This is a genomic window from Gracilimonas mengyeensis (assembly GCF_900182705.1).
GTDB classification, from domain to species: domain Bacteria; phylum Bacteroidota; class Rhodothermia; order Balneolales; family Balneolaceae; genus Gracilimonas; species Gracilimonas mengyeensis.
Window position 1 is genome coordinate 26,524 of the sequence record NZ_FXTP01000008.1, and the last position, 25,888, is coordinate 52,411.

Here is a 25,888-nt window from a genome sequence, read left to right on the forward strand (position 1 = left end):
AGAGGTAAATCCTCCCCCTGTTATTGTTTTTTTAGTTACCTATTTGAAGAAATTCTATAGGCGGATCAGGAAAAGTAGGAGAAACCCCGAAGCTAATAGTACCACCAGGGCCTACTGATACGCAGCTCATTGTTGGACTCGCCATACAACTGGCTACCATACTGCCATCAGCCATTTCTATAGGCTGGCAAGCATTGAGTGCTTCAGCTTCCGGCGTTTTTTTAATATCGGCATCTGTGCTCCCCATCGTCATAAAAGCAACAACGATTGGTAGTAAAAACATCTTCTTAATCATAGTAATCTCTCGTTTGTTAGGGTTTTGATGATGCTTTTGAAGTGCCTTTCAAAAACATTTTATCTAACAAATAAGAATTACGCCTTCCCTTCAACCCTGAATACTATCCGATTTGTGTGGTTTATTTCAGATAGTTTTTCTGTCAAATGCACACAACAGCAACCCCATTTTAAGCCTCTTCCTGTCATCCCTTAAAACAAAAAACCCGAAAGCTACTGCCTCCGGGTTTTGATAAAACTTAACTAAATAAATCAGAAGGAAAACTATTTTCCTTTTGCCTCAATAATCTCCACGGCTTTATCCATGTCCACATCCTCGGGCGCTTCGCCTTTGGGCAGACTGATATTCTTTTTGCCGTGCTTGATATATGGGCCATATCGACCAGTCATAACGCGTACTTGCTTATCCGTATCAGGATGCTTGCCAAGATCTTTGATCTCATTGCTGCCGCGATTAGATTTCTTTTTCTGTTTCAGTAATTCCACGGCTCGGTCTAGTTCAATATCCAGTACACTATCGCTTTTGGGGATGGACTTGAACTTGCCATCATGTACTACATAGGGACCATAACGTCCAACACCGGCTTTAACCACTTTGCCATCCTCAGGATGTTCTCCCAATTTGCGTGGAAGTTCCAGTAGCTGCAGTGCCAGATCGAGGTCTACATCTTCCGGCTTCATATCTTTCAACAACGAAACCCGCTTGGGCTTTTTGTTATCGTCGGTTACCTCACCGAGTTGTACATAGGGGCCATATCTTCCCGAAAGTAAAAATACCGGCTGACCGCTTTCAGGATCTTCCCCAATCGGCTCATCTTCTTCTTCAGACAGCTTAATCAGCTCTTCCAGTTTTTCGGAGGTGATATCGCTCGGATCCATATCATTCGGCAAGGAAGTGGTTACCTCTTCGCCATTGCGTTGCACTTTGGCATAAGGGCCAAATCGACCTACCGCAACCTGAATGCCATCCAGGTTATCCAGCGGAAGATCCAGTAGTTTTGCTTCCTGTGGATCAATTTTATCTTCCTGGGTGTCAACCTTCGACTTCAGCCCGTTTTCGCCGTTGTAATAATCTTCGAGGTATTTAACGGGATCTTGCGTACCCTCGGCTACGGCATCCAGCTTATTTTCCAGCGAAGAAGTGAAATCACTATCCACTAAATCCGGAAAGTGTTTTTCAAGCAAGGTTGAAACGGCAAAAGCCGTAAAAGTAGGTATCAGCGTTTTCCCTTCGCTTTTAGCATAGCCGCGATCCTGTATCGTACTGATAATGGAAGCATAGGTACTTGGTCGACCCACCCCTCGTTTTTCCAATTCTTTCACCAGCGTAGCCTCGGTAAATCGGGCCGGCGGCTTGGTTTCGTGGCTTACAAAGTTCAGATCATCCAGTTCTGTGGAATCGCCTTCGTTCATCGCCGGCAGGAAGTTTTCCTGGTTCTCCAGCGCTGCTTCCGGATCATCGCTGCCTTCTACATACGCGCGGAAATATCCGGGAAAAAGAATCTTTTTACCGCCCGCACGGAAATCGGCGTCGGTGCCGTTATTGGTTGCGCGGATAGTCACGTTAGTGAACTCGAGCTCGGCTTCCGCCATCTGGGTGGCAATGGTACGCTTCCAGATTAAATCGTATAGTTTGAACTCCCGTCCGCTAAGACCCGCTTTTTCCGGTTTCACAAATCTGGAACCCGCGGGACGGATGGCCTCGTGAGCTTCCTGTGCGCCTTTGCCTTTTTTGTTGTAATTACGGACGCGCTCAAACAAATAATCTTCACCGTACTCTTCCGTAACCGCATCACGGGCCGCTCCAATGGCTTGTCCCGAAAGACGTGTGGAGTCTGTACGCATGTACGTGATGAACCCTTTTTCGTACAGCTTTTGAGCTACGCTCATGGTGTCTCGTGCAGAGAACCCAAACTTTCGGTTGGCTTCCTGCTGAATGGTTGAGGTGATAAACGGAGGCGCCGGATTACGCTTCTGTGTTTTCACATCCACATTAATAACCGACCAGGATGCATTTTTCAGGTCATCCACCAAGTCACTGGCTTTGTCCTCATCCAACAGCACCACGGATTTCGGCTTTTTCAGCTTGCCGGTGTTTTCATCAAAATCTTTACCGCTGGCTAAACGCTTCTCATTCAGGTGTGTGAGATCGGCTTCAAACTCATCATTTTCGCCGGCCTTGTGCAGCTTGGCTTTCAAATCATAGTAGGTTGCGCTTTTGAATTTCATGCGCTCTCGTTCGCGCTCCACCAAAAACTCAACGGCTACTGACTGTACACGTCCGGCGGAGAGGCCGGGCGAAATCTTCTTCCATAATAAAGGAGAAACGGTGTAACCGGCCAGGCGATCCAGAATGCGACGTGTTTCCTGGGCATGAACCAGGTTCATATCGATGTCGCGGGTATTTTCCAGCGCGTTTTGAACGGCTTCCTTGGTAATCTCCCGAAAGGCCATTCGTTTCACCGGGATTTTCGGTTTCAGGATTTCTTTCAAGTGCCATGAAATAGCCTCGCCTTCACGGTCCTCATCCGTCGCCAGAATCAATTCGTCGGCGTCCTTCAACAATTTTTTGAGCTTGGTAACCACCTTTTTCTTCGAGGAAGGAATCACATACAACGGGTCAAAACGGTCATCTACATTGATGCCCAAATTGGACCAGCTTTCCTTTTTATACTTGGCCGGAATTTCTTTGGCCGAGGAAGGCAGGTCACGAATGTGCCCCATGGAAGAATCCACTGTGTAGCCTTTGGGAAGGTATTTTTTGATGGTTTTAGTTTTTGTAGGAGACTCTACAATTACGAGACTTTTCATGCAGTAAAAATGATATTAATTCAATTGTTCGACCAGCTCTTTTAACTCTCCGGCGTGGTCTTTGGTATTCACTTTTTGGATAGTCCCCAAAATAGTACCATCTGTATCAATAACAAAGGCCGAACGTGAAGGGGCTTCATACTCGTTTCCGAACATCTTTTTTTGCACCACAGAATCGGTGGCTTCGGCAAATTTGTAGTCCGGATCAGAGACCAGGGTAAAGTCGATGCCCTGCTTTTTTGCATAGCGTTTGTGCGAGCCACAAGTGTCTTTACTAATAGCCACCAGATTGTATCCTTTTTCTGTGAACCATTCAGATTCATCAGCGAGATCTTTAGTTTGTAGGTCGCACCCGCTGGTGTTGTTTTTCATATACACCGACACGATGGTAGGCTTATCCAACAGGTCTTTAAAGTTAATTTCTTTTTCTTCTCCGTCTTGCACGGCTTTTACGGTAAAATCAAAATCCGCTTTGGCTCCGGTCTCAATCATTTGGCTAATCTTTTTTGTTTGGGTTGATGTTGGAGTGGAATAACTGAATTTACGGCTGTTATCGTTCGCTTTCAGTTAATTCTGGTTGAAGAAGTGTTCACTACTGCAAACTTGCTCCATTAGGAGCATTATGTTTATACATAGTCATTCAACATAAGTTATTCTTGCCGTAGGTACGATATTGTGGGAATGAAAAGCATGTAGTGGACCTCTGGCACTCAAGCTCTTCCTATATACTCTTTTACAAACATACTGTCTCTGATGGGAAAAACTGATATCCAAATAACCCAGAACCAGTATGGACGCATGGAAATACACTTTACCGTATCACAGGCGCTTTGCAGAGTACATTCTTTATTTTAACAAAATCATCCTACCAGATTTAACTGTTTCACCCGCCTTCACACGGTATAAATAGACACCACTTGACATATTACTACCATCAATACTCAACTGATGAGTTCCAGCAGATTTAAAAACATTTTCGACAGTTTTCACTTTTTGGCCAATCATGTTATAAATATTCACTCTTACTTCCATCGCTTTAGGAATAGAGTATTTTATTGTAGTTGAAGGATTAAACGGGTTGGGATAATTTTGATAAAGCTGAAAATCATTGGGAATATGATTAGATACATTTTCTTCATTAGATACTACAACAGCATTCCACTCTGGTTTAATGTGTACAAAATTTGAAGCTTTAATGTAACCTATTCTTGAAAAATCACCTCCAGCATATACCCCATTATCAGTAACGATCATAGAATTCAAACATTGATTATTATCGCATTCAGAGCTTTCAGAAGAATATTCACTAAATTGATATAGTTTTGTTGGGCTTTCTTGCCAATGCCCGTTGTTCCATGAAGCGATTGATGATTGATTCTCAACAACAGGATAGCCAGATTCAAAATACCCCCATCCCATCAAGTAGCCTCCATGACTTACCAACCCTTTTACATGCTTGGCATCACTACTAGAGCTAGGATTAACGAGCCTCCAAATTCCGTTTGATAATACTGCTATTTTTTCAAAACCGGCTATTCTAACGGCTCCATATATATCCCCTTGATGCTCAAAAACAGCTGTTAAGCGTGGCGCTATGCCATGGTTATTGAAATCATAATCCAAAAAATCTGTAGACATCTGTTGCCAATCTTCTCCATCCCATTGATATATACATGAACCATTATCCACCAAACCATCCCCACTAGTAATTAAATTACCACCACTCTTAGAAAGTGTATTCAAAGAACCCAGCCCTACCTCAATTTCTCCTTGTCTTTGCCAAGTCTCTCCATTCCATTTAATAATATTATTAAACTCTCCATTTTTTCCCTCGATTCTACCTACCGCACTTAAAGTATCTTTGTATGATATAATTTTATTGATTATATCTGTATCGGCAATATTCAAACTTAGTTCTTTCCATTGGTCATCAATAAGTTCAAAAACTTTTTCTTTTTCTTGTACCGCTACCAACCTTCCCATGTGTATCGCAATATCACTTACGCTACCGTTGAGTCCATTACCAAGCTGGCTCCATGTTTCACCATCCCACTGTGCGATATGATTTAATTCTTGAGTGGCAGTGCCTGAAAATTTTCCTCCAACTATTATCTGGTCTTTAAACTCAAGCACTTTAGCTACTGTGTTATTTAGACCTAACCCATTTTCATCATCTTTTCCTAATGTACTCCATTGACCCTCTTTAAAAACATGTATTCTTAAATGATTTGGTCGTCCTGAAATTATTTCTGCTGCTACAAAACTATTTTTATAGCTACTCACTACAGCAATTCTGCCCCTAAATTGTTTGCCAATTTGTTTCCACTGACCTTCACTCCATTCTGCAATAAAATTCTCAATAGGTCCATCTTCTTTTTTGAATGAATAAGAAGCAATCAGACGTTCATTTACCTTACTTAGAAAACCTACCTGTAAACCTATTGTTGAATCGTCAGGCTCAATTGTAATATCTTTTTTTGTTTTACTTTCATCATCCCATTCAAAAATTCTCCCAAAATCTGACTCATTTCCTTTTGAACTATAATAAGATTCATAACCGTATAATTTTTCATTGAAAGAAACTAAATGATCAATCCGAATCGTCGTTGAATCTATCAAATTAGAATGGAGATTAATCCATTTTTCCCCATCCCAAGCTTTAACTGCTTTTTTGTAATAGGCAAACTCGCCTCTATAAAAAACATTAGCAAAGCCAGATGCCAATAACTGTCCCTTAAATACCTCTAAATCAATTACATTCATATCATCAAAACCATCCCCCATTCTATGCCAATTATTTCCATCCCATCTGGCTACTCTATTTATATACGTATCACCAATCCTATGAGAAGTACCCCCAATATTAAATCTCCCTCAAATGACTCTGTGTCACGAAGCCACCCGTAATAATTATCTGAGTTTACTACCTCCCATTCTTCACCGGTCCACTTAGTTAATCCCTCATTATTATCTAAATCACTATAAGAAATTTTATGTATTTCATCATTATAGAGAAATAGAAACGAAGTATTATCTAAGTTCTGCTTTTTTCCGGCAGAAACCCACCGCTCCCCGTTCCATTTAAGGAAATCGCTAATTGAATGATCACCTCGATAAGTATGAAAACGGCCGGACATGTATAGCTCTCCATCAACCTCAAAAAGGTTTTCTACACTTCCACCCAATCCTCCCCAATAAAACCGATCATCATAATAACTTTCGTTTTCTCCTACCTGAGCAATGGCCATTGTATGCAACACGAAAAGGATGATCAATCCACTAAAAAGAATTTTTTCTCTCATAATTTCTCTCAGCTTTTTGTTTGAATAATGATTAGAAACTAATAGTTAAAGTTTAACTATTCCACAGCAAATACTTAGCCACCGCCGCTACCACCAGAGAGTGATGCACCGTACCGCTCTTCACCAATTCCAGAAATTCATCCATCGGCATCAGGTGCACATTGATGCGTTCGTTGCCGTCCAGTTCCTGCTCCTGAATTTTACGGCAGCCCTTTGCGAGATACATGTGTGTTTGATTGGTCAGGAAAGCCGGATTGGAACTTACGCTGCCCAAAGAAATCAATTCTGTTACATCGTATCCTGTTTCTTCCAGCAGCTCACGTTTGGCTGTTTCCTCCGGCGTTTCACCGGGATCTACCATGCCGCCGGGCAGCTCCAGCGTGGGTTCTTCTATGCCGTAGCGATATTGTTCTACCAGCACCACTTCATTATTATTAGTTAGAGGGATGATATTCATCCAGTCGGGCGCCTCAATAATGGAGAAACTGACCTCGTGATCTTCTGATTCCAGCCGCATATCACGACTTAAAAGTTTGAAGATATTCGTCGTATATTTGAGCTCTTCATGAGTGGTGCGCCACGGCTCAATTGTAAATTTAAAATCTCGGTTATTCATAGATGTCAGATACGCTCAAATTAGTTAACGATCAGTTTTCTTCGCAGGCAGAACTTAAAAAAGCTATCGATAAAGCGTTGGACCTGATGGAGGAAATCTACCGCGGCGGAAAATATCCCCAAATGATAGTAGAGCGCAGCTGGAGCAAACATAACCCTGTGATCGATGGTGAACTGGCTCAACCAGCCGCTTATCGCTGGTACCTGAGACGTGAGATGCAGCGCTTAGTAGAAAATGACGCTACCGTCTTCATCAAACCCTCTAGAGACGTACTGCCCCTTAACAATCCCGATTTATTTGATAACCTGGATGAAAACGACTGGGACATCACCCAAAAAAAACTGTTCCTGTTCCGAGCCGAGCGTATTGATATTTCTCTGGACCGACTGCAACATTACACCGGTACCAAGCCAGAAGATTTCCAGCGTTATATCCTTTTTACCAACTACGACATGCACGTAGAGGTTTTCCTGGAAATGTTTCCTGATTGCGAGAAGCCGATCCGCGAAGGCGTGCAGATGCCGGCCTATCACCATAAAATAAAAAATAACTCCGGCATCACTTTGGTGAACATCGGGGTGGGGCCTTCCAACGCAAAAACCATTACCGATCATGTGGGAGTGCTACGTCCCGATGCCATGATTATGGTAGGACACTGTGGCGGCTTGCGCAACCACCAGGATATCGGGGATTTTGTGCTGGCCAATGGCTACTATCGTGCTGATCGTGTGCTGGATGATCTTTTCCCCATCGGCATACCCATTTCCCCAAATTATATTTTAAACCGGTACATGCAGGAAGCCCTCGATCAAAATGATATGAAACACCGCATTGGCACGGTGTATACCACTTCAAATAGAAACTGGGAGTTCTCAAAAGCTCGCACAGTGGAGGAAATTCACATGAGCCGGAGTGTGGCTATCGATATGGAATCTTCCACGGTAGCTACCAACGGATTTCGGTATCGCATCCCACATGCCACCTTACTTTGCGTGAGTGACAAGCCCCTGCACGGAAAACCTAAGCTTACCGATGCCGCTCAATCTTTCTATCAAAATTCCAAAGAGATGCACCTCAAATTGGTAGTAGATGCCTTACAAATGGTTAAAGACAATTACCCGGAAGGTCTGCCCAATTCCAGCATCCGTGCGTTTAATGAACCTCTTATGAGCGGGACAGAATAGGGAATATCGAACAAGGAACATTCAACATTGAATGTAGAACTTGTTTGAGCTTTTTATCTTCTATATTCGATTTCTCTAGTTTATCCTGATTCAAGCGTCCGCTTGGACCAAACCTATAGTTTTTACTATACATACACTTCGCCACTAAGAACAAGATTCCTTCCCGCCTCAGACCATTTCCCAATAACAATTAACCAGATTTCTCTGTCATATCAGAATAACCTTCTACCCAAATAATTAATTACTTTACGGCAATTATTTATTGTTTATCAATAAATTTTAGTTGATGTTCGGTAAATATTTTATAAATATTACATGCGAATCGAAGTAAATACTTAGATCTATGAGATTAAAAAAGGACTGGTCAATAGCATATTTCTTGTATTACATCTCTCAAATAGGAATCTGGCTCACCGTAATTAACATCGCCGTTTTGTTTTTTGTGAATGGCAGCAGTTATATCGGGTCAGATAGCAACTACCTGATTCATGATATCCCCGTTACTTTAACTATGGGAGGAAGTGAATCACCTGGCGCCTTCGAGCAAGATAATTTCAGCGTAGATATTTATCCAAATTTGGAAACAACGGCGGTTATTCAGGGCAACTTTAATGATCACCTTTCTTCCTTTTTCTTCTACAATAGCTTAAGGCTATACCAGGCAATACTGATAATTGTGGTGTTGTACTTTTTTGGCAAAGTATTGAAGAATGTAGCGGAAGGGAATCCATTCGAACGGTCCAGCTCCACCTATTTCTACATTATTGGGTGGACACTACTGGGAGCATCAATACTGAATATTATGATTCAATTTATCCCCTTACCACTTCTTAATGAGCTTACACTGCCAAGCGGGTATACCTTTAGCTCTATTCAGCCTCACTACGATTATCTCCTGATTGGATTATTCGTCCTGGTTCTGGGATATGTATTTAAGGAAGGCACCCGCTTCTATGAAGAACTAAAACTGACGATTTAGTTATGGATCTTCAAAAGAAATTCATGAGCGAATCACTTTTCCAACGAACAATCATCGGATTGATGACAATACTCGCACTTTTTATGATTTGGACGGGTGTTCATGAAATCCGTCAATTTCATTCAGTGCTCCAGGAAGCACCTGCTGAGGTTGAAAGTCAAAATACCTTTGAAGTCGGGCCCCTTATGCTTACCAAAACCTCCGCTGGGGATGATCTCTATCGCTACGTCACTGTAACTGATTTAAAGCATACCCCATCACCAACAAAAGCGGACGAAATGCTAACTACCGCTAATTCAGATAGAAAAGTGCTTGGCCTGGTAAGCTCGCCTTCATTCAAGTTAAGCAAGGAGCATCTTGGATTTTGGAAATCACAGTTTTACCTGGAATTGGGCCTCAGAGTCGGAGGCTGGCTAATGATTCTGCTTTTCTTCATCGGAATGACCATTACCAACTTCCGACAAAAAAAGAAACTTTTCACCCCAGCCATATACCGATGGTTTTTAGGATTATATTTTTTTACTTTTGCCGGCTTTTTGGCCAAAGCTATTCTTTATGGCAGGCTCATGTATTTTCTGAATCATGAATTTTATCTTCAGGAATCCCTCACCGCCGGAATTTCAACAAACATGGCATTAGGACTTGCCCTGTTTTTCTTTTTGATACTATTTCTTCAAAAAGCCATTCCCATGCAAAAAGAACAAGACCTGACGGTATAATTATGGCCATTATTGTAAACCTGGATGTGATGTTAGCCAAACGGAAGATGAGCCTGACCGAGCTGTCTGAGCAGGTGGGGATTACCATGTCGAACCTATCTATTTTGAAAACCGGCAAGGCCAAAGCCGTTCGGTTCTCCACCCTTGAAGCTATTTGTGAAGCCCTCGATTGCCAGCCGGGCGATATCCTTGAATATTCAGAGGATGGCGATATGAGTTAACCAATATTCTCTGGCCCGCTCCATGACCCGGCTCATCTATAAGCCTACATTTTTTACCTATGCCGGCCGAGCCAAAAAATGGAACCTCCTTTTCAACATATTGCCTTATTACCATATCACCTATTCAACTATCCCGAAAAGGCTGGTTGCAACACTCGCTCAATATTAATCTTCTTGCCCGTCATTTCTTTTAAAAGCTGACATTTCCGCTCGGCTCCCCAGATTTCCAGGTAGGGTTCACCTTCTGTACGAATGTTTATCTTGATTTCATTCTCCTCTGAAAAAACATCCAAATCCTGCACATTCTGGTAGTGGCTCCGATCCAGTCCATCAGCCACACGTAAAATACCCGATAGCTTTTTAATTCGCTTTCGGATGGCCGGTTTCAGCTTCCAGTATTCACCATGACGTTTTTTGGGAGTTGACCGGCGGTGGTAGCGGGCCACATTGGCAATAATCTCAATTTCTTCTTCTTTAAAACCCTTTAAATCTGCATGACGGATAATGTAGAGCGCATGTTTGTGATGCTTGGAATGGGAAATATAGTATCCTATATCATGCAGGTACGCCGCATATTCCAGCAACTGCCGGTCCCCTTCCTCAAGCTCCATTTCTTCTTCGAGGGCATCGAAAATTGTTAAAGCCATATTAGCCACATGACGGGAATGCGTTTCATGCCAGTCGGTTTTGCGGAGCAGTTCAAACACACTGCGTCGGCGCGGATCGGCAAAAGCACCGCTCCAAGGCAGGCCAATCATTTCCTTTTTCAGATAACGGATCACAATGCCCTCACGAAGCGCTTGTGATGAAATCCGCACATTTTTAATCCCAAACTTCCGGATCATATAATCCAAAAGCACCACGCCGGTGTTAATAAACCCAATGCGCTTGGTATCCAGCCCGGACACTTTTTTACGCTTTTTCCGGTCCAGCTTGATGAAGTAATCATAAAACTCGCGAAATTCTTCTGCCGAAAACTCCAGCTCGTTCACCGTCACATCAGTGGGTTTCTTCTGGCGATTTGCGATCATCTCGGCGATATTCTCCATGGTGCCGGATGATCCGATAATGGTATCCGTCCGATGTTGGGCAAAAGCCTGGGCCACATCCTGCAGCTGTTCTTCGTAGTGGTTTTCCAGGGTTTCAATGTCTTCTTGGGTGATAGGGTCGGCCGGCTTGTACACCTCGGTCATCCGCGACACCCCAATCTTTTTACTGGTCGTGAAAAAGAATTCTTTATCATTCCCCAAGATAAACTCCACACTGCCACCGCCGATATCTGCAACCAATACCGGTTTCTCTGTCAGCTTCACCCCGTGACGTATAGCATGACCAATTAACTCCGCTTCCAGTCTCCCCGGAATAGCATTGATCTTGATGTTCAGGTCATCAATGCTTTTTTGGATAAACTCCCCCCCGTTTTCTGCTTCACGAATAGCGCTTGTGGCATAAGCCAGAATCTTTTCGCATTCGTAACTATCCGCCAGCCGCTTGATGTTACGTAAAGCTTTCATTCCTCGCTTAAAAGCACCTTCTGACAAACGTTTCCCTACCCCCCCTTTGGCCAGTTCTACCATTTCCTTGAGTTTGTCGAGGGTTCGAAAACTGCCATCGGAATACACATCTACAATAATGGCGTGAAAAGAATTAGTACCAAGGTCGATGGCAGCAATTCGTTTTACTGGGACGACCTGGTTGGCGGAGTTGCTTATTATCACGGACTGAAATTTATTGGAATTTCTCCAAGCATAACGAAAAGATGGGAGTTATGACAGAGGAACTCCCAGCGCAAATCGTTCTATCGGTCCCTCGGTTATTCGCATTTCTGCCTAACACAGCATTTGATAACCTTTTGCCATAATCACACAGTACGTTCCAACGCAGAGCGTGTGGAACGAGCGGCTCGGAAAGGTCTCGAAAAAGCCAAATCCTATACATGTATCTCGAGGACCGGGTGGTCCTCAGTAGCGTTCCCAACGAGGACGTTGGGAACGAGAGGGGGGATGTTTATCCTTGCCAAAGAAAACAATTCCTGTCCCAGATGGGACAGTATGTTTATAGCTGATAGTTATCAAAAACCAGTGTGCCGTAGGTACACGACCCTATTCCGCAAAATCAGGCAGCAGCTCGAAGAAACGGGCGGAGGTTTTGATACCGCGGTAGAAGTCCTTAACCGAGAAGTTCTCATTTGGGGAATGGATCGCATTGCTGGTCAAACCAAAGCCCATCAGGATAGATTCCACACCCAGTACACGCTTAAAGTCAGCAACGATAGGAATGGAGCCGCCTTCGCGAGAGAAGAGTACTTCTTTCTCGTAGACCTCTTCAAAAGCCTTGGCGCCGGCTTTCAATCCGTAGAATTCCAGGTCGGTTACTGCGGCATAGCCTCCGTGATGTTCGGTCACTTTAACCGTCACGGTATCAGGTGCAATGGAGAGCACATAATCTTTGAACAGTTTTGCAATTTCTTTGGGATCCTGATCCGGCACCAAACGCATACTCACTTTGGCATTGGCTTTGGAAGGAAGCACCGTCTTGGCTCCTTCACCCTGATATCCGCCCCAGAGGCCGTTCACATCCAGTGTAGGCCGGCCGGCAGCTCGCTCAAGGGTAGAGTATCCCTTCTCTCCGTGAACCGCCTTAATATCCAGTGTTTCTTTGTATTCCTCTTCATCAAAAGGCAAAGCAGCAAAAGCTTCGCGGTCGGCTTCGGTAAGCGGAACTACCTTATCGTAAAATCCGGGAATTTGAATCACGCCGTCTTCATCTTTCAGCTTGGCAATAATTTCACATAATACATTAGCGGGATTTTCTACCGCACCGCCGTACACTCCGGAATGCAAGTCACGGTTCGGACCAACTACTTCCATCTCCATGTAGGCAAGTCCGCGCAGACCGTAGGTGATGGAAGGCTGGTCTTCAGCAAACATAGCGGTATCGGAAATCAGCACCATATCGCATGCCAGCATATCTTTATGTTCTTCGATGAAAGGCACCAGGTTAGGCGAACCAATTTCTTCTTCTCCTTCCAGGATAAACTTTACATTTACCGGCAGCTCACCTTTGGTCTTCAGCAGCGATTCCACTGCTTTCACGTGCGTAAAAGCCTGCCCTTTGTCATCGCTGGCACCGCGTGCATAAATCAGTCCGTCTTTGATGGTGGGCTCAAAAGGAGGGGTATCCCAAAGTTCTTCAGGATCCGGTGGTTGCACATCATAATGTCCATATACCAGCACAGTAGGCTGATCTTCGTGCGGAGCATGCTCGGCAAATACAATAGGATTACCCGGAGTTTCAAAGACTTTTACCGTATCCAGCTCCATTTTTTTAAGTTGATCGGCCAAAAAACCAGCTGCCGATTTAATGTCTTCTTTCTTTGTAGAATCGGTACTGATGCTTGGAATCCGGAGCAAATCGAACAATTCTTCTAAGAAATGATCTTTATGCTCATCAATGTAATCTTGGGGCGTGCTCATTATAAATCCTCTTTAAATGTTAGGCTGTTTCCTCTTTAAAATCGGCCTCGGAAAAATAGGAAAGATGCGCTTAAACTTCTTACTGCATTTAGCACATAAAACTCGAAAATCGCATATCGCTAATCGATCATTCGTATACCTGTTTGAACCGGCATTCAGTACCCATCTGTTGATTATTCCTCTCCAGCCCATATTATATCACGACATTCCAATGCAGAGCGTGTGAAACGAGGCGTGTATGGGAATAATCAATTTCAACAGAGGATGGAGTTTTGGAATAAGCAGGTACTTTTTGACCCACTTCCCCATCATCCGGCTCGTTTATATTGATGCATTTATACCTATTCCAGGGGAGTTACAGCACTTCTTAAAGCACTTTTACGCCTTCTTGAGGAATCCATCCGTATTGACCGTTCCCCAACCTGATATAGTACCAGTTCTCTCTCTCTTCGCTTAGAAATTGATCTATGGTCAGCTCATATCCCTCATAGGCAATACTTACAAGAGCGGTCTCAGGATCAGGGGACTCATACACGCGACTTGAGCTGTGCGTGAACACGGCCTCATCATACCGCTGATCTACATAATCGGCATAAAAGGACAGCAGAGCGATAGCTGAACCGGTCACAAGAAGGGTAGCTACTACGGCCGGAAGTTTGGAAAAATTTAGTTTATTGAACCATTTCAGGTACACCATCACCAGACCGCTCAGCGTGATAAAAAAACCAAGCAGGAAAAGGCCTGAGGTCTGAGGCACTTCAATAATCCAGTCTACCGCCCGGTCCCAGGGCAGCTTTGGTAACATCGCCGATTGCCGGCTAAACTGACTGTCCACATATTCGAGCGCCGTAGCCGCTTCCTCGTAGGTTGCTTCAAACTCCTGCGCCTTCATAAAATAGTATTTAGCCAGCCCCATAGAATCAAGCTGCACAGCTGTAATGCCCATATTCAGGTACAACCCGCCGGATACAGCCCCGCTTTCTACAATGCTCCGATATTGAGCCATGGCAGCATTAAGCTCACCCTCTTCCAGCAAATTATTTGCTTCATCAAACATGGCTTGAGGTGCCTGCCGTGCAAACAACTGTCCGGCTGTGGCTAAAAAAAGTATCAGAAGGGTAAGCGTTAAACTTTTCTTCTTCATGCTCATATCAGCTTGCCAATTTTTTTAATCAAATCCCTTGTTTTTTGGATGTCACTATCCAGCGTCTTTTGTGTGGCATTGGGCGCATAAGCGATGGTCTCACACTTATCCAGCAGACGTTTCAACTCTATAGCAATGCCCTCATCACCATGGCTTTTTACTTCTTCAATAACTTGTTGGTGTGATAATCCTGCGGGGGGCAAGTTCAGCTTATCGGTGATGTACTGCACCAGTGCTTTTTCAATCAGGTAATAGCCCTCTTTAATATCGGATGCTTCATCTGCTTGCTTCAGAGTCGTTTCAGCTTTATCGGCTGCCGTGCGAGAGCGCGCAAAAGCCACATCAGTTTCCATTCGGTTGGCGTACACTTTATAGCCATATACGCCTGCTGTGATCAACAGTGGAAGTACGATAAACACCCACACCCAAAACTTTTGATACAAAGGACGGCTGCCTGCATTATGCCAGGCGGTTAAACCCGTCACCGGCTCCACATTAAGGCGCAAATTATTATGTGTGATGGCTTCGGCATTCGGATCACGCTCTACGTCTATGGCAAGCTCCTCAAGTTCTACAATTTGATATTCATCCCCGGAAGGATCATAAAAAGCGAGACGTGCAGCGGGGATAGTGAAAGTGCCTTCATTCCGGGCAATCAGCACATCTTTAAAAGTTCGGGTTCCAGAAATCCGACTGCCGGTTCGAGAGATGTTGGAGCTTTCTTCCGGGCTGTACTGCTCCAACGATTCGGGATATTCATACTCGGGTTTATTAACAAGCGGTACATTGCCTCGGCCCCTAACCGTTGTCGTTACTTCAATGCTTTCACCCACCAATGCCTCTGTAACCGACACCTCCCGTGTGATAGTGAAATCACCAACCGCCCCAATGAAATTGGCATCATCAACCGGCGGTGGTGAGTCTACATTAATGGTGACAGGTATTGTTTGCAGGTTCATACGTTCCTGTCCAAGCCCAAACCCGAATGGATCACGGGAACTACGCTGTTTGCGTACCGCTACCGTAATTTCAAACGGACTCAGCGTCAATTCTCCGGATTTGGTGGGAAATAATGCATATTGCAGCAAACGCGCTCGCTGGTATCGTACGCCGTTTATAATGGATGAGCTGGTTTGGGCGCGCTGCGGATATTCAAGCTCTTCTTTCCAAAAACCCTCCGCTTTCCAGCCAGGGGTAGGTTGATAGGAAGATACCTCCACGCCCCTTTTAAAATACAGCACTACGTCGGCGATAACCTGTTCACCCACCACGGGATTTTTAGTGCTTGGCTCAATCCGCACATAAATATCCGGCGAACGGTCAGCTTCTCCCCGGTCAATAGTAGCCGGGTCCAGCACCTCAAAACTCAAAGCCTGAGTTCGATAAGTAGTACCATCCACTGATACATCAAAAGCGGGCACCCGATAATTACCAGGATCCTGTGCAATCAGTACATAACCAAAAGTGTAGGTAACCGAAGGCTTGCCATTGATGAGCGAATACTGTGTACCGCGCTGGGTGTTGCCTCGCAGCCATCGCAAGCCATCTATTTCGGGCAGTTCAGGTTGGGTTACCGAGCCCATAGATGTTCCGGAAATGCTAAGCTCAAGCCGGACCTGTTCTCCTGAAAAAATTTTGGTTTCAGAAAGATCTATCTCAACTGAAATATCCTGAGCCGATGCGGTAACCGATAATCCACCAGCCAGAAAAATCACCCATATTAACTGAAGCCAGCCTTTACCAGTCTTTGTCATGCTTGGCGCTTCCTTGTGTTCTTTTCTTTTTAAACTCTTTCAACAGTTCTTTCTCTTTCTGAGCCAGAGCCTTGAGAATTTTCTCGGCTTCTTCCTTACTAATTTGTTGAGATTCCAGGGCTTCAGCATCTACCTCTTCGGGCTGTTGTTCGCCTTGTTGCTGGCCTTCACTTTGCTGCTGTTCCTGCTCTTTCTCTTGTTGCTCTTGGTCCTGCTGGTTTTGCTGTTGATCCTGGTTTTGCTCTTGCTGCTCCTGATCCTGTTGTTGCTGATCTTGCTGATTCTGGTTCTGATTTTGATTCTGCTGCTGTTGCTGGCGCTCCTGCTCTTTTTGCAGCTGCTCCATCAATGCGTTCAGCTTGGGATTGTCGGGGTATTGATTCAATCCCTCCTGCACTTGCGAAATCGCATTTTGCAGATCATTATTAATAAAAGACTGTGCTCCGCCGTGGAAATATTCCTCGGCCTGTTGCTGGGCCAGGGCCGACCCCATCATACACAGAACAAATAAAAAAGCACTCAGAATTTTCATGGCATCAATTTTCGTTTATGTCAGAAACATTTTTAGTGCGTTCGATAAAATCATTGAAAGCCCGCACGGTCTCATCGGCTTCCAGCGCTTGCTGCATCAGGTTGTAGGCTTGATCGTATTTGCGTTCAGCAATTAGTTTTTCAGCTTGCTTCTTCATCGCCAGCGCATACTGAGAGGGCTCGGGTGGCGGCTGATTTTCCTGATTCTCTTGCTGATCATCGCCTTCCTGTTCTTCTTCTTTCTTCTGCTCAGCCATGGCCCGCTCAAAATTATGCTTGGCCTCAGGGTCTTCAGGATTCAGCTTTAAGGCATTTCTGAAGTGGGTTACCGCTGGCTTCCACTGTTGGTTCTCTGCCAACATGGTACCGATGTTGTATTCGGCTTTCGCTTTTTCGCGGGGTGATGATGAAAGGCCACGGAATTCCATAAAAGACTGTATGGCTTCTTCCACCTTTCCTTGCTTAGCCTGGGCATTCCCCAGATTAAAATACAGCCGTGCATCTTCCGGCGTCTGCTCTATAGCCGCCTGATAAAGCCGTTCGGCCTCTTCATAATTACCGGCTTCATACGCCTTATTGGCTTCGCGGCCGTCATTGGCTACGGCAGCCACGCTAATCATCAAAAATAATATGTAAACAAAAAGTTTTTTCAATGGTTTAAAGATCTTCAGCCAATGCAACGGTTTCTTCATCCATTAGCATGTTGGTAAACACGTTGTTGACATCATCATTGTCTTCAAATTTCTCCATCAGCTTTAAATTCGACTTGGCCGTGTCCTCATCCACCTTGGTTTCGGTAACCGCCTCACGAATCAGCGTAGCCGATTCAATCTCATAATCATTTTCTTCCAGCTTCTTACGAACATCAAAAAGCTCTTCGCGCGCCGTGTATACCACAAACATTTCGTCGTCGGTATCCACATCGGTAGCGCCGGCGTCAATAGCTTCCAGCATAAACTCTTCATCGTCCAAACCTTCAGACGGCACCTGTATCATGCCCTTCTGCTCAAACATGTAACCAACGGAACCATTCGTGCCCATATTACCCCCAAATTTGGTAAAAATGTGACGGATCTCTCCAACTGTGCGGTTGTTGTTGTCGGTGGTTACCTCAATGAAGTAGGCGATACCACCAGGTCCATATCCTTCAAAGGTGGTTTCTTCATAGCTGGCTCCGCTGTCGTCTTCACCGGTTCCGCGCTTAATGGCACGCTCAATGTTATCCTTGGGAACATTATCAGCTTTGGCATTATCAATAGCCAGCGACAGGCGGGGATTTCCCTCGGGATCACCACCACCCTCGCGGGCTGCTACGGTAATCTCTTTAATATGCTTACTGAATATTTTGGACCGCTTTTTATCTTCTTTAGCCTTCTTATGCTTTATGTTGGCCCATTTCGAATGTCCTGCCATAAGTGTTCCTGATAAATTACATTAGGGTTATTGGGGTAAATATAAAAAAATGATACCACGGTTGGTAAACGTGCTAATATACTGAGATCGCATGTTTTAGTACCATCTAAGATGCAAAATTATTAAAAGCCTTACCCCGTCTTCAAATTTCACCTTTTAGGCTGAATGCAAACCTTTCAACAACCGACTTCAATTCAGCTTTATCTCGGTTTGAGAGCTAAACGCCACATCTTCATCAAATTTCTGATTTCCAAAGGATTCTTCCATCTCAGCCCGCAGTTTCTGAATGGTGAGTCCGCTGGTCAGCGCCCCGTTGCGTGCCACTGAAATCCGGCCGGTTTCCTCTGATACCACCACTACAAACACATTATTGGTTTCACTGATACCTACCGCGGCCCGGTGACGGGTTCCAAATGAAGTGGAAATATTGGGGTTCTGGGAAATAGGCAGGTAACAACTGGCTGCCACAATTCGGTTGCCGCGAATGACTACAGCGCCATCATGTAGAGGAGTGTCTTTTTTGAAGATGGTGACCAAGAGTTCATTTCGCACTTCGGCGTCAATATTTACCCCGGCATCCACCAAATCCTGCAGGGAAGAGGTGCGCGCAAATACAATCAGGGCCCCAATTTTATTTTTGGACATATCCTTCACTGCATCAATCACCTCATCTATCGTCCTATCGGAATTCGAGGTGGAGAAAAAACGATCCAGGCTGGTATTGGTTCCTAACCGGTATAATAATTTTCTTATTTCGGGTTGAAAAAGAATGATGAGTGCAATTACCCCAACATCCAGAATCTGACTGAGAATGGAATTGATGGTATTGAACCCCAGCAGGCCAATCACCACATTTATAATCACCACAAACAAAATCCCCAGTGCCGCTTGTATGGCAAAGGTACCCTTCACCCACCGATACAGGTATACCAGGACGAGCGCAATGATGAGCGTCTCGACGAAATCTTTAATTCCGAACTCGAGAAAACCGATAGGAAACAAGGCCGCCTTATTTTATTGTTGGGATTGAAGTGCCTGAAATATACGAATTGAATCGTAAGCTTCCCGCACATCGTGCACACGTAATATCCGCGCCCCTTTCATCATCGCGTGATAATGCAAAGCGACGGTTCCGGTAAGCCGGTCATCTGCAGAGCGGCCGTCTAAGACCGAGCCAATTACGGACTTACGGGAAGCACCGATAAGTATAGGGAAACCAAATTTTTGAAATTTGTCAAGATGAGCAATCAACTTAAGATTGTGCTCTGTAGTTTTCCCAAAGCCAATGCCTGGGTCCAGAACTATACTGTGAACGCCTTTTTCCTGAAGGGTGACAATCTGCTTTTCCAGAAATGCCGATACATCCTCAACCACATTATCATATTCAGGGTTTTTCTGCATGGTTTTGGGATCTCCCTGCGTATGCATGAGCACATAAGTAGCCTCAAATTCGGCGCATAACTCGGCCAAACGCGGCTCTTTCTGCAGCCCGCTTACATCATTAATAATGGAAGCACCAATCTTTAACGCCTCTCTGGCCACCTTATATTTGGTGGTATCTACTGAGAAAATAGCATCAGAAAAAGTATCAACAGCTCTTTCAAGCACCGGCATCACCCGGTCAACCTCTTCCTGTACACTGACAGGATCTGCGCCCGGACGAGTAGACTCTCCTCCTATATCAATAATGGAAGCACCGTTTTCCAGCATAATGTGGATGCGGTCCATAGCCCGCTGCACTTCCATGTATTGCCCGCCATCACTAAAAGAGTCAGGCGTAACGTTTAGAATCCCCATAATTTGGGGTACACCTGACGAGCTTATGATGTGTGAGGTATCGGGCAAATTTTCAATAATTACAGGATTGACAATTGAGAATTAGCGAACTCAAACGTGACTTGGGTACCGCAATGCAAATTATGTGGTATACCGCTCAATATATTTTTTAGCTAATGGGAGAAGGACTTACCAGTCTTCTTTCAGCTGATCGCGCTTATCATCCTTCGTGGCCCATTCGTCGGCATCGGGCAGCGCCTCTTTTGTTTCGTTGATGATATGATCCGCCCACATGTCGGCCAGACGTTCGTTGAGATCGATATAATCTTCCCATTCTTCGGGCACTTCATCATCTGGATAAATTGCTTCAACCGGGCATTCCGAAACACAAGCATCGCAATCGATACACTCCATAGGATCGATGGTGAGGAAATTAGGGCCTTCTCTGAAGGCATCTACCGGGCACACCGCCGCGCAGTTGGTATATTTACATTGAATGCAAGGTTCGGTTACTACGTAAGCCATATTTTCTTGGTGTTATAAATCTTGTGTTACAAAGTAAGTGAGACGGTTTTTGCAGGCCGGAATATCCCCTCACTTTTGGACAGATGCAATCTTAATAAGTACTCAGCCCGAATTTTCTACTTTTTCAGACATTATTACCCAACTCAACAAACCCGCTCTTTTGTAATACCTGCTAAAAATAAAAAGCCCCACTTTTTGAAGCAGGGCTTTTATACTAAATCTTATGTCAGCTTAGCGATCTTAGTTTTCGCCGCCATTATCGTCTGAGTTTTGCTCGGCAGGAGCATCAGACTGCTGTTGTGGAACCGCAGATGGGGTTTGAGCCGGAGCTTCAATAGGAGCATTTACTCCAGGACCGCCTTCCTGCAAAATACTTCGATCAACGGTTTGCCGGTCAATAGCAAAGTTAGCCAATACACAAAGCACCAGGAAAGCGGCAGCCAGTACAGAAGTTGATTTTGAAAGTAAATCAGCTGTGCGTCGGGCACCAAGTCCGCCTCCGCCACCACCGATGGCGCCGGCTCCTCCCATTCCAGAAATTCCCTGACCTTGACCGGGTTGCAATAGCACTACCACAATCAATAGAAAACAAATAATCGCAATTACTGCAACAATTATATTATAAAGCATGTTTGTAAGATTCTTAACTTTTCAAAGGATGCAAAGATATCCATTTTTGCCTACTATCCCAAGTTAAGAGTTCTAAAATAATTCACTCTTTTATGGAAAGCCTCCAAGACCAAATTGCAGACGTCATCAGCAACTCCCCTTCCCTTGCCCTGCAAATAGTTGAAACCCTCGCCGTAATTTTCCTGCTTTGGGGATTACGCCTGCTGGCCGTCAGGCTAGTTCAAAAAAATGTAGAAGACCGCCGCACTCTGTATAAGTGGAAAAAGAACCTCACTTACATTGCATTTTTTGTTGGTTTGTTGGTGATAGGCCAGATATGGTTTGCAGCAATTGGCTCATTAGGCACGTTTTTGGGATTACTGTCTGCCGGACTCGCCATTGCTTTAAAAGATCCGGTTTCAGATATGGCCGGTTGGCTTTTCATCATCTGGCGCACTCCATTTGATGTGGGCGACCGCATTCAGATCGGAGATACCAAAGGGGATATCATTGATATCCGGGTATTTAAATTTACCATCCTTGAAATTGGGAACTGGGTAGACGCCGACCAAAGCACCGGTCGTGTAATCCATATCCCCAACCATATGATTTTCAACCAAAATATTGCCAACTATACCGCCGATTTTGAGTTTGTGTGGAATGAAATTTCTGTGTTGGTAACTTTTGAAAGCGACTGGAAAAAAGCGAAGAACATTCTGCAGCAAACGATAGACGATAAGACCAAAGAGTTTGTTGAAAAGGCCCGGGAAGAAGTTAAAAGAGCAGAAAAATCCTACCTCATTCAATATCGCTACTTAACGCCTATTGTATATACGGATGTAAAAAACAGTGGCATCAATCTGACCGTGCGCTACCTGTCCAATCCCCGAACCCGCCGAAGCACAGCCCAGGCCCTCTGGGAATCTGTCCTTGATGAATTTGCCAACCATGACGATATCGACTTTGCCTACCCAACCATCCGCTATTTTGATAATACCACGGAAGGCAAACCGGGCGCTTCTGCCAATCCAAAATCATAGCGAAAAAAATTAGTTACTTAAGGATAAAAAACGAAGGAATAGCTATTAATCTCAACTAATTTGTAACAACGTGTAAACTTTTCACTCTTATATACACAGAGGCAGTTAAAAAAGATCGGTCTGAGAATTTAGCTAAATACTTAATTGCTGTTAAATAATAGAACAACAATTAAAAGAGGTTACGTATGTCAAGTAACAACATGAGAAAGTATTGCTCATTCCTGATAATAGCTGCAATAATAATAGTTACAGGATGTGAGCCATCAACGAGTGTAGATAAAAATAAAGATCAACTCACCAAACAAGAGAAGGCCGAACAAATATTAGCGAAGAACGGCCAGCCTATAGAAGGCCAATACATCGTGATTCTAAAAGAATCCGATCAGCAACAAGTGGACCGTGCACAAAAAGCGAAAATGGCCGATCTGCAAATCAACGCCATCGCACGTGACAACCAAATTGAAGAAACCAACATTAAAAGCCGGTACCGTTATTCCGTCAGTGGTTTCTCGGCAAAACTGGATAACCAGCAAGTTCGACAACTATCCAACGACGACCGGGTAGAGTATGTTGAACAAGACCGGGTTGTGATGTTATCACCACCGGTAGCCACCCAGTCTTTCTGGTGCGTCTATTTTGGTATTGGCTGTGATTACGGCGGAGGCGATCCCCAGGTAACGCCCTATGGTATTACCCGTGTAGGAGGAGCCTCTAACGGTTCTGGTCTCACTGCCTGGGTTATTGACTCCGGAGTAGACCTGGATCATAACGACCTGAATGTAAACACCCAATTGAGTGCGTCTTTTGTATCAAACGAAAGCACAGCTGACGATGGTAACGGACACGGCACCCATGTAGCTGGTACCATCGCTGCTCTGGATAACGACATCGACGTAATCGGCGTGGCTGCCGGTGCTACCGTAGTAGCCGTTAAGGTCTTGGACAGTAACGGAAGCGGAAGTTACTCCGGTGTCATTGACGGCATCGATTATGTAGCTGCTAACGGTTCTGCTGGTGATGCCGCTAACATGAGTCTTGGTGGCGGAACTTCTCAAGCCGTTGATGATGCAGTTCGAAATGCTGCCGATCAAGGCATTTATTTTGCCGTAGCTGCCGGTAATGACGGCGATGACGCCAACAATTACTCCCCTGCCCGGGTCGAATACCCCAATGTATGGACTGTTTCTGCCATCGACGACAGCGATGCTTTTGCTTCCTTCTCAAATTATGGCAACCCGCCTGTTGAATATGCCGCACCGGGTGTAAATGTACAATCACTCTGGAAAGAAGGAGGTGTGAATACCATCAGTGGTACTTCCATGGCTTCCCCACACGTAGCAGGTGTACTTTTAGTCACAGGGGGAAATCCTTCATCCGGTGGTACTGCTTCCGGCGATCCGGATGGAAATGCTGATCCCATCATTACACAATAGGGTTAAACATTAGTGCTTCATAGTAGCTAACAAAGAAGCAGTTCGGATAAGGGAAAGCACCTGCTAATGCAGCAGGTGCTTTTTTTGTATCTGTTCCTTCACCAGCACATAAGTCAGATGGTGTTACCTGTAAATATTCCCCATTTTTTTGCTGATCGTTTCTCCTGATAAGTAACTAGGCGAGAGTAGAAGTTACTAAGAACTTTGGCAGACCATGTAAGGTTGTCCCTCTCGGACGAACTCAGCACATAGTCTTCAGTAGTCTGCTTGTCGGATTCATCCACAGCAAAAGTGTCCTTTTCTTTTCCATAGTGTATGTGGCACTGCAGGCGAACGCCAGAAATATGATTTAGTGCTTCAATCACCTGTTTTCCCAAAGTAGAATCAAGGTAACCTTTATGAACCAATTCACGAACCCTGTCAAAAGAATTGGTAGATTTCAACCCGCAAACCTGCGCCAGATCTCGAAGAGCAAGAGTTGGCATTCGTAAAAATTGGGTTTTAATGTTCATAATACCTTCGAGTGATGGAGGAGGTCCGAACTCGTTGAGGATTTCCTTCAATTGCGCCAATCCGTAACTCTCGTTTATAAGCTCATCCCTTGCCTTAAAAAACCTGTCGCCAAGCCCCTTTTGTTTTCCTCCTGCGGTATGGGTAAGAAATTTTGCATCCTGCCCCGTATTTTGCAGGTTTAAGCTATGTTTTGCAAGTAATTCGGGAGAGTTTTTAAATCCAAAGACGCCTGTATCTGGTCCAAGGCCCACCTCATCTGATGTACGGCTGGTTAGCTTATGAGACATCACCTGCACCGTCAACTGCAGGATTTTTTCTACTTTCTGCATGAAATCAAATACTTCTACAACATCTTTACGTTCTTGAGCCTCGGTAACAGCCGCTAAATCAAGATCTGAGCCAGGAAACATTTCACCTCTTGCACCTGAACCCGCTATAAGTACGGTTAATGGAACGGACGGCAGCCCAAAAGCATTCTTTGCTGCACGCATAATAGCCACTGCGAATTCCCTTGTCTTGCCTGTAAACCATTTAAGTATTTCTTCGGGTTCTGCACTTCTTTTTTTTACCATATCTGAAAGATCACGATATACTTCACCCATCCAACGTGCCTGTCCTTTTATCTCTGAAGCCAACACACGCTGTGCAACTGCCGGCAAGGGAACTGATTCCAGCATTTTTTGAAACTTTGGATCCAAAATAATTTCCGCGTCCTCGTCTTTAATAAGAATGCTGCCCGTTTCTGGTTCTTCTTTGCGAACATCCATATCCAGCGTGACGGCGAGATCGACTATATCATCGAACACCCGATCATCCTCATCATAATCATCCAGTAAATCGATGATATACCCGCGGGTTTCTCTCGACAAAGAATCATATCGGATTATTGGATGCAGCCGTTCCAAGATCTGTTCCACTTCCAGATCTTTAGGTAGCCCGGATGGAGGCGTACCAAGGTGAATCTGTCGCTGAATTACCGCATTGCCCGGGGCCACCTGAAACAATGTTTTAAATTGAACCGCCGGACCTATCCCACCATTTGTTTCTAAATCTTTAGAAGAAAGAGAGGTGCTCTTTTCTTTTTGGTTATAGTCAGCAACAGCTTGAAAAGCCTTCCTTTGGATGGTCCTTGAATTATCCACTATCAGCCCTTGTAGATTTCTTTGGGCAGTTGCTGCTGGTCGATTATCTTCAAATTGAAATACAGAATCGTTATTACCTTGTTCTTTTGAATGCCCCCTTGCACCCGATGTATTTCTGCTTACTGGTTTTTTGGAAAGATGCGTATTCATATTCGAATTTTTTTGCCGTTGGCATATATACGGCATGAAATGCACATGACCCCTGAATAATAAAATGTGCACGGATGAAATAACTGTAATTTCTAAATACTCAATGAAGGGATAAAAAGCTACATAGCTTTTATAATTTACCTCTGTGTCTCACCCCTTCAAATCCGTTATTTTTTAATTGAATTAAGAACTGCTGATATACAATTCCAATCTGCTGTTACCCCGAACTTTCTGTTTTTTCCTCCCAATTGCTGCA

At 44.4% G+C, this 25,888-nt stretch carries 24 protein-coding genes; 6 read left to right on the forward strand and 18 right to left on the reverse strand.

Annotated elements, in window-relative coordinates:
• Window positions 1–31: 31 nt before the first annotated feature.
• The 6 genes from FN815_RS09965 to FN815_RS09990 all read right to left on the reverse strand — a co-directional run bounded on the left by FN815_RS09965 (window position 32) and on the right by FN815_RS09990 (window position 7,023).
• Window positions 32–295, reverse strand: coding sequence for a hypothetical protein (locus FN815_RS09965; RefSeq protein WP_142454495.1), 264 nt, complete (start codon window positions 293–295; stop codon window positions 32–34).
• A gap of 263 nt (window positions 296–558) precedes the next feature.
• The gene (topA, locus tag FN815_RS09970) at window positions 559–3,105 is read right to left on the reverse strand and encodes a type I DNA topoisomerase (protein WP_142454496.1); all 2,547 of its coding nucleotides are present in this window, start codon (window positions 3,103–3,105) and stop codon (window positions 559–561) included.
• A 15-nt stretch (window positions 3,106–3,120) separates the two neighbouring features.
• Complete coding sequence (locus tag FN815_RS09975; protein WP_142454497.1) at window positions 3,121–3,597, reverse strand: peroxiredoxin; 477 nt, start codon at window positions 3,595–3,597, stop codon at window positions 3,121–3,123.
• Between the two features lie 354 nt (window positions 3,598–3,951).
• The gene (locus tag FN815_RS09980; protein ID WP_142454498.1) at window positions 3,952–5,889 is read right to left on the reverse strand and encodes a T9SS type A sorting domain-containing protein; all 1,938 of its coding nucleotides are present in this window, start codon (window positions 5,887–5,889) and stop codon (window positions 3,952–3,954) included.
• A gap of 38 nt (window positions 5,890–5,927) precedes the next feature.
• Window positions 5,928–6,407 (reverse strand): hypothetical protein, encoded by a 480-nt coding sequence (locus tag FN815_RS09985; protein ID WP_142454499.1) that lies wholly within the window; start codon window positions 6,405–6,407, stop codon window positions 5,928–5,930.
• A gap of 52 nt (window positions 6,408–6,459) precedes the next feature.
• Window positions 6,460–7,023 (reverse strand): NUDIX hydrolase, encoded by a 564-nt coding sequence (locus tag FN815_RS09990; protein WP_142454500.1) that lies wholly within the window; start codon window positions 7,021–7,023, stop codon window positions 6,460–6,462.
• Between the two features lie 2 nt (window positions 7,024–7,025).
• Between FN815_RS09990 and FN815_RS09995 the strand changes: the two genes are divergently transcribed.
• The 4 genes from FN815_RS09995 to FN815_RS10010 all read left to right on the forward strand — a co-directional run bounded on the left by FN815_RS09995 (window position 7,026) and on the right by FN815_RS10010 (window position 10,126).
• The gene (locus tag FN815_RS09995; protein ID WP_142454501.1) at window positions 7,026–8,207 is read left to right on the forward strand and encodes a phosphorylase family protein; all 1,182 of its coding nucleotides are present in this window, start codon (window positions 7,026–7,028) and stop codon (window positions 8,205–8,207) included.
• Window positions 8,208–8,550: 343 nt separating this feature from the next.
• Complete coding sequence (locus tag FN815_RS10000) at window positions 8,551–9,186, forward strand: DUF2975 domain-containing protein (RefSeq protein ID WP_142454502.1); 636 nt, start codon at window positions 8,551–8,553, stop codon at window positions 9,184–9,186.
• 62 nt (window positions 9,187–9,248) lie between these two features.
• Window positions 9,249–9,905 (forward strand): hypothetical protein, encoded by a 657-nt coding sequence (locus tag FN815_RS10005; RefSeq protein ID WP_185957252.1) that lies wholly within the window; start codon window positions 9,249–9,251, stop codon window positions 9,903–9,905.
• Window positions 9,906–9,907: 2 nt separating this feature from the next.
• A complete protein-coding gene (locus FN815_RS10010; protein WP_142454504.1) occupies window positions 9,908–10,126 on the forward strand; it encodes a helix-turn-helix domain-containing protein in 219 nt (72 codons plus the stop codon).
• Between the two features lie 128 nt (window positions 10,127–10,254).
• Here the strand turns inward: FN815_RS10010 and FN815_RS10015 are convergent, their stop codons facing one another.
• From FN815_RS10015 to secG, 11 genes are all read right to left on the reverse strand, one after another.
• The gene (locus FN815_RS10015; protein WP_142454505.1) at window positions 10,255–11,844 is read right to left on the reverse strand and encodes a Ppx/GppA phosphatase family protein; all 1,590 of its coding nucleotides are present in this window, start codon (window positions 11,842–11,844) and stop codon (window positions 10,255–10,257) included.
• A gap of 384 nt (window positions 11,845–12,228) precedes the next feature.
• A complete protein-coding gene (locus FN815_RS10020; RefSeq protein WP_142454506.1) occupies window positions 12,229–13,602 on the reverse strand; it encodes a dipeptidase in 1,374 nt (457 codons plus the stop codon).
• Between the two features lie 367 nt (window positions 13,603–13,969).
• On the reverse strand, window positions 13,970–14,746 hold the full coding sequence (locus tag FN815_RS10025; protein WP_185957253.1) for an SH3 domain-containing protein: 777 nt from the start codon (window positions 14,744–14,746) through the stop codon (window positions 13,970–13,972).
• A gap of 2 nt (window positions 14,747–14,748) precedes the next feature.
• Entirely contained in the window at window positions 14,749–16,500 is a 1,752-nt protein-coding gene (locus FN815_RS10030) for a BatD family protein (protein WP_142454508.1), read from the reverse strand.
• Window positions 16,484–17,032 (reverse strand): hypothetical protein, encoded by a 549-nt coding sequence (locus FN815_RS18895; protein ID WP_185957254.1) that lies wholly within the window; start codon window positions 17,030–17,032, stop codon window positions 16,484–16,486. The genes FN815_RS10030 and FN815_RS18895 overlap by 17 nt, the downstream gene beginning before the upstream one ends.
• Window positions 17,033–17,036: 4 nt before the next feature.
• On the reverse strand, window positions 17,037–17,684 hold the full coding sequence (locus FN815_RS10040; RefSeq protein ID WP_142454510.1) for a tetratricopeptide repeat protein: 648 nt from the start codon (window positions 17,682–17,684) through the stop codon (window positions 17,037–17,039).
• Between the two features lie 4 nt (window positions 17,685–17,688).
• Complete coding sequence (locus tag FN815_RS10045) at window positions 17,689–18,444, reverse strand: YebC/PmpR family DNA-binding transcriptional regulator (protein ID WP_142454511.1); 756 nt, start codon at window positions 18,442–18,444, stop codon at window positions 17,689–17,691.
• Between the two features lie 189 nt (window positions 18,445–18,633).
• Window positions 18,634–19,446, reverse strand: coding sequence for a diadenylate cyclase CdaA (gene cdaA, locus FN815_RS10050; RefSeq protein WP_142454512.1), 813 nt, complete (start codon window positions 19,444–19,446; stop codon window positions 18,634–18,636).
• Between the two features lie 12 nt (window positions 19,447–19,458).
• Window positions 19,459–20,241: a dihydropteroate synthase gene (gene folP, locus FN815_RS10055; protein ID WP_142454513.1), complete on the reverse strand. Its 783-nt coding sequence runs from the start codon at window positions 20,239–20,241 to the stop codon at window positions 19,459–19,461.
• A gap of 168 nt (window positions 20,242–20,409) precedes the next feature.
• A complete protein-coding gene (locus tag FN815_RS10060) occupies window positions 20,410–20,745 on the reverse strand; it encodes a ferredoxin family protein (RefSeq protein WP_142454514.1) in 336 nt (111 codons plus the stop codon).
• 240 nt (window positions 20,746–20,985) lie between these two features.
• Complete coding sequence (gene secG, locus FN815_RS10065; RefSeq protein ID WP_142454515.1) at window positions 20,986–21,375, reverse strand: preprotein translocase subunit SecG; 390 nt, start codon at window positions 21,373–21,375, stop codon at window positions 20,986–20,988.
• 92 nt (window positions 21,376–21,467) lie between these two features.
• On the opposite strand from secG, the gene FN815_RS10070 reads away from it, so the two are divergent.
• Together FN815_RS10070 and FN815_RS10075 are read left to right on the forward strand one after the other, a co-directional pair.
• Window positions 21,468–22,394, forward strand: coding sequence for a mechanosensitive ion channel family protein (locus FN815_RS10070; protein WP_142454516.1), 927 nt, complete (start codon window positions 21,468–21,470; stop codon window positions 22,392–22,394).
• Between the two features lie 185 nt (window positions 22,395–22,579).
• A complete protein-coding gene (locus FN815_RS10075; protein WP_221930300.1) occupies window positions 22,580–23,827 on the forward strand; it encodes a S8 family peptidase in 1,248 nt (415 codons plus the stop codon).
• A gap of 113 nt (window positions 23,828–23,940) precedes the next feature.
• Here FN815_RS10075 and FN815_RS10080 read toward each other — a convergent pair whose 3' ends face one another.
• Window positions 23,941–25,632, reverse strand: a complete 1,692-nt coding sequence (locus FN815_RS10080; RefSeq protein WP_185957255.1) for a putative nucleotidyltransferase substrate binding domain-containing protein — start codon at window positions 25,630–25,632, stop codon at window positions 23,941–23,943.
• Window positions 25,633–25,888 lie beyond the last annotated feature (256 nt).

Coding starts and splice junctions, on each gene's coding strand:
- FN815_RS09965 (WP_142454495.1), bottom strand. CDS start 295: ATGATTAAGAAGATGTTTTTACTACCAATCGTTGTTGCTTTTATGACG.
- FN815_RS10010 (WP_142454504.1), top strand. CDS start 9,908: ATGGCCATTATTGTAAACCTGGATGTGATGTTAGCCAAACGGAAGATG.
- FN815_RS09980 (WP_142454498.1), bottom strand. CDS start 5,889: ATGGGGGATGGTTTTGATGATATGAATGTAATTGATTTAGAGGTATTT.
- FN815_RS10005 (WP_185957252.1), top strand. CDS start 9,249: ATGACAATACTCGCACTTTTTATGATTTGGACGGGTGTTCATGAAATC.
- FN815_RS10020 (WP_142454506.1), bottom strand. CDS start 13,602: ATGAGCACGCCCCAAGATTACATTGATGAGCATAAAGATCATTTCTTA.
- FN815_RS18895 (WP_185957254.1), bottom strand. CDS start 17,032: ATGAAAATTCTGAGTGCTTTTTTATTTGTTCTGTGTATGATGGGGTCG.
- FN815_RS10045 (WP_142454511.1), bottom strand. CDS start 18,444: ATGGCAGGACATTCGAAATGGGCCAACATAAAGCATAAGAAGGCTAAA.
- FN815_RS10080 (WP_185957255.1), bottom strand. CDS start 25,632: ATGAATACGCATCTTTCCAAAAAACCAGTAAGCAGAAATACATCGGGT.
- secG (WP_142454515.1), bottom strand. CDS start 21,375: ATGCTTTATAATATAATTGTTGCAGTAATTGCGATTATTTGTTTTCTA.
- FN815_RS10025 (WP_185957253.1), bottom strand. CDS start 14,746: ATGAAGAAGAAAAGTTTAACGCTTACCCTTCTGATACTTTTTTTAGCC.
- topA (WP_142454496.1), bottom strand. CDS start 3,105: ATGAAAAGTCTCGTAATTGTAGAGTCTCCTACAAAAACTAAAACCATC.
- FN815_RS09990 (WP_142454500.1), bottom strand. CDS start 7,023: ATGAATAACCGAGATTTTAAATTTACAATTGAGCCGTGGCGCACCACT.
- FN815_RS09975 (WP_142454497.1), bottom strand. CDS start 3,597: ATGATTGAGACCGGAGCCAAAGCGGATTTTGATTTTACCGTAAAAGCC.
- FN815_RS10030 (WP_142454508.1), bottom strand. CDS start 16,500: ATGACAAAGACTGGTAAAGGCTGGCTTCAGTTAATATGGGTGATTTTT.
- FN815_RS10075 (WP_221930300.1), top strand. CDS start 22,580: ATGTCAAGTAACAACATGAGAAAGTATTGCTCATTCCTGATAATAGCT.
- FN815_RS09985 (WP_142454499.1), bottom strand. CDS start 6,407: ATGAGAGAAAAAATTCTTTTTAGTGGATTGATCATCCTTTTCGTGTTG.
- FN815_RS10000 (WP_142454502.1), top strand. CDS start 8,551: ATGAGATTAAAAAAGGACTGGTCAATAGCATATTTCTTGTATTACATC.
- FN815_RS09995 (WP_142454501.1), top strand. CDS start 7,026: ATGTCAGATACGCTCAAATTAGTTAACGATCAGTTTTCTTCGCAGGCA.
- folP (WP_142454513.1), bottom strand. CDS start 20,241: ATGGGGATTCTAAACGTTACGCCTGACTCTTTTAGTGATGGCGGGCAA.
- FN815_RS10070 (WP_142454516.1), top strand. CDS start 21,468: ATGGAAAGCCTCCAAGACCAAATTGCAGACGTCATCAGCAACTCCCCT.
- FN815_RS10060 (WP_142454514.1), bottom strand. CDS start 20,745: ATGGCTTACGTAGTAACCGAACCTTGCATTCAATGTAAATATACCAAC.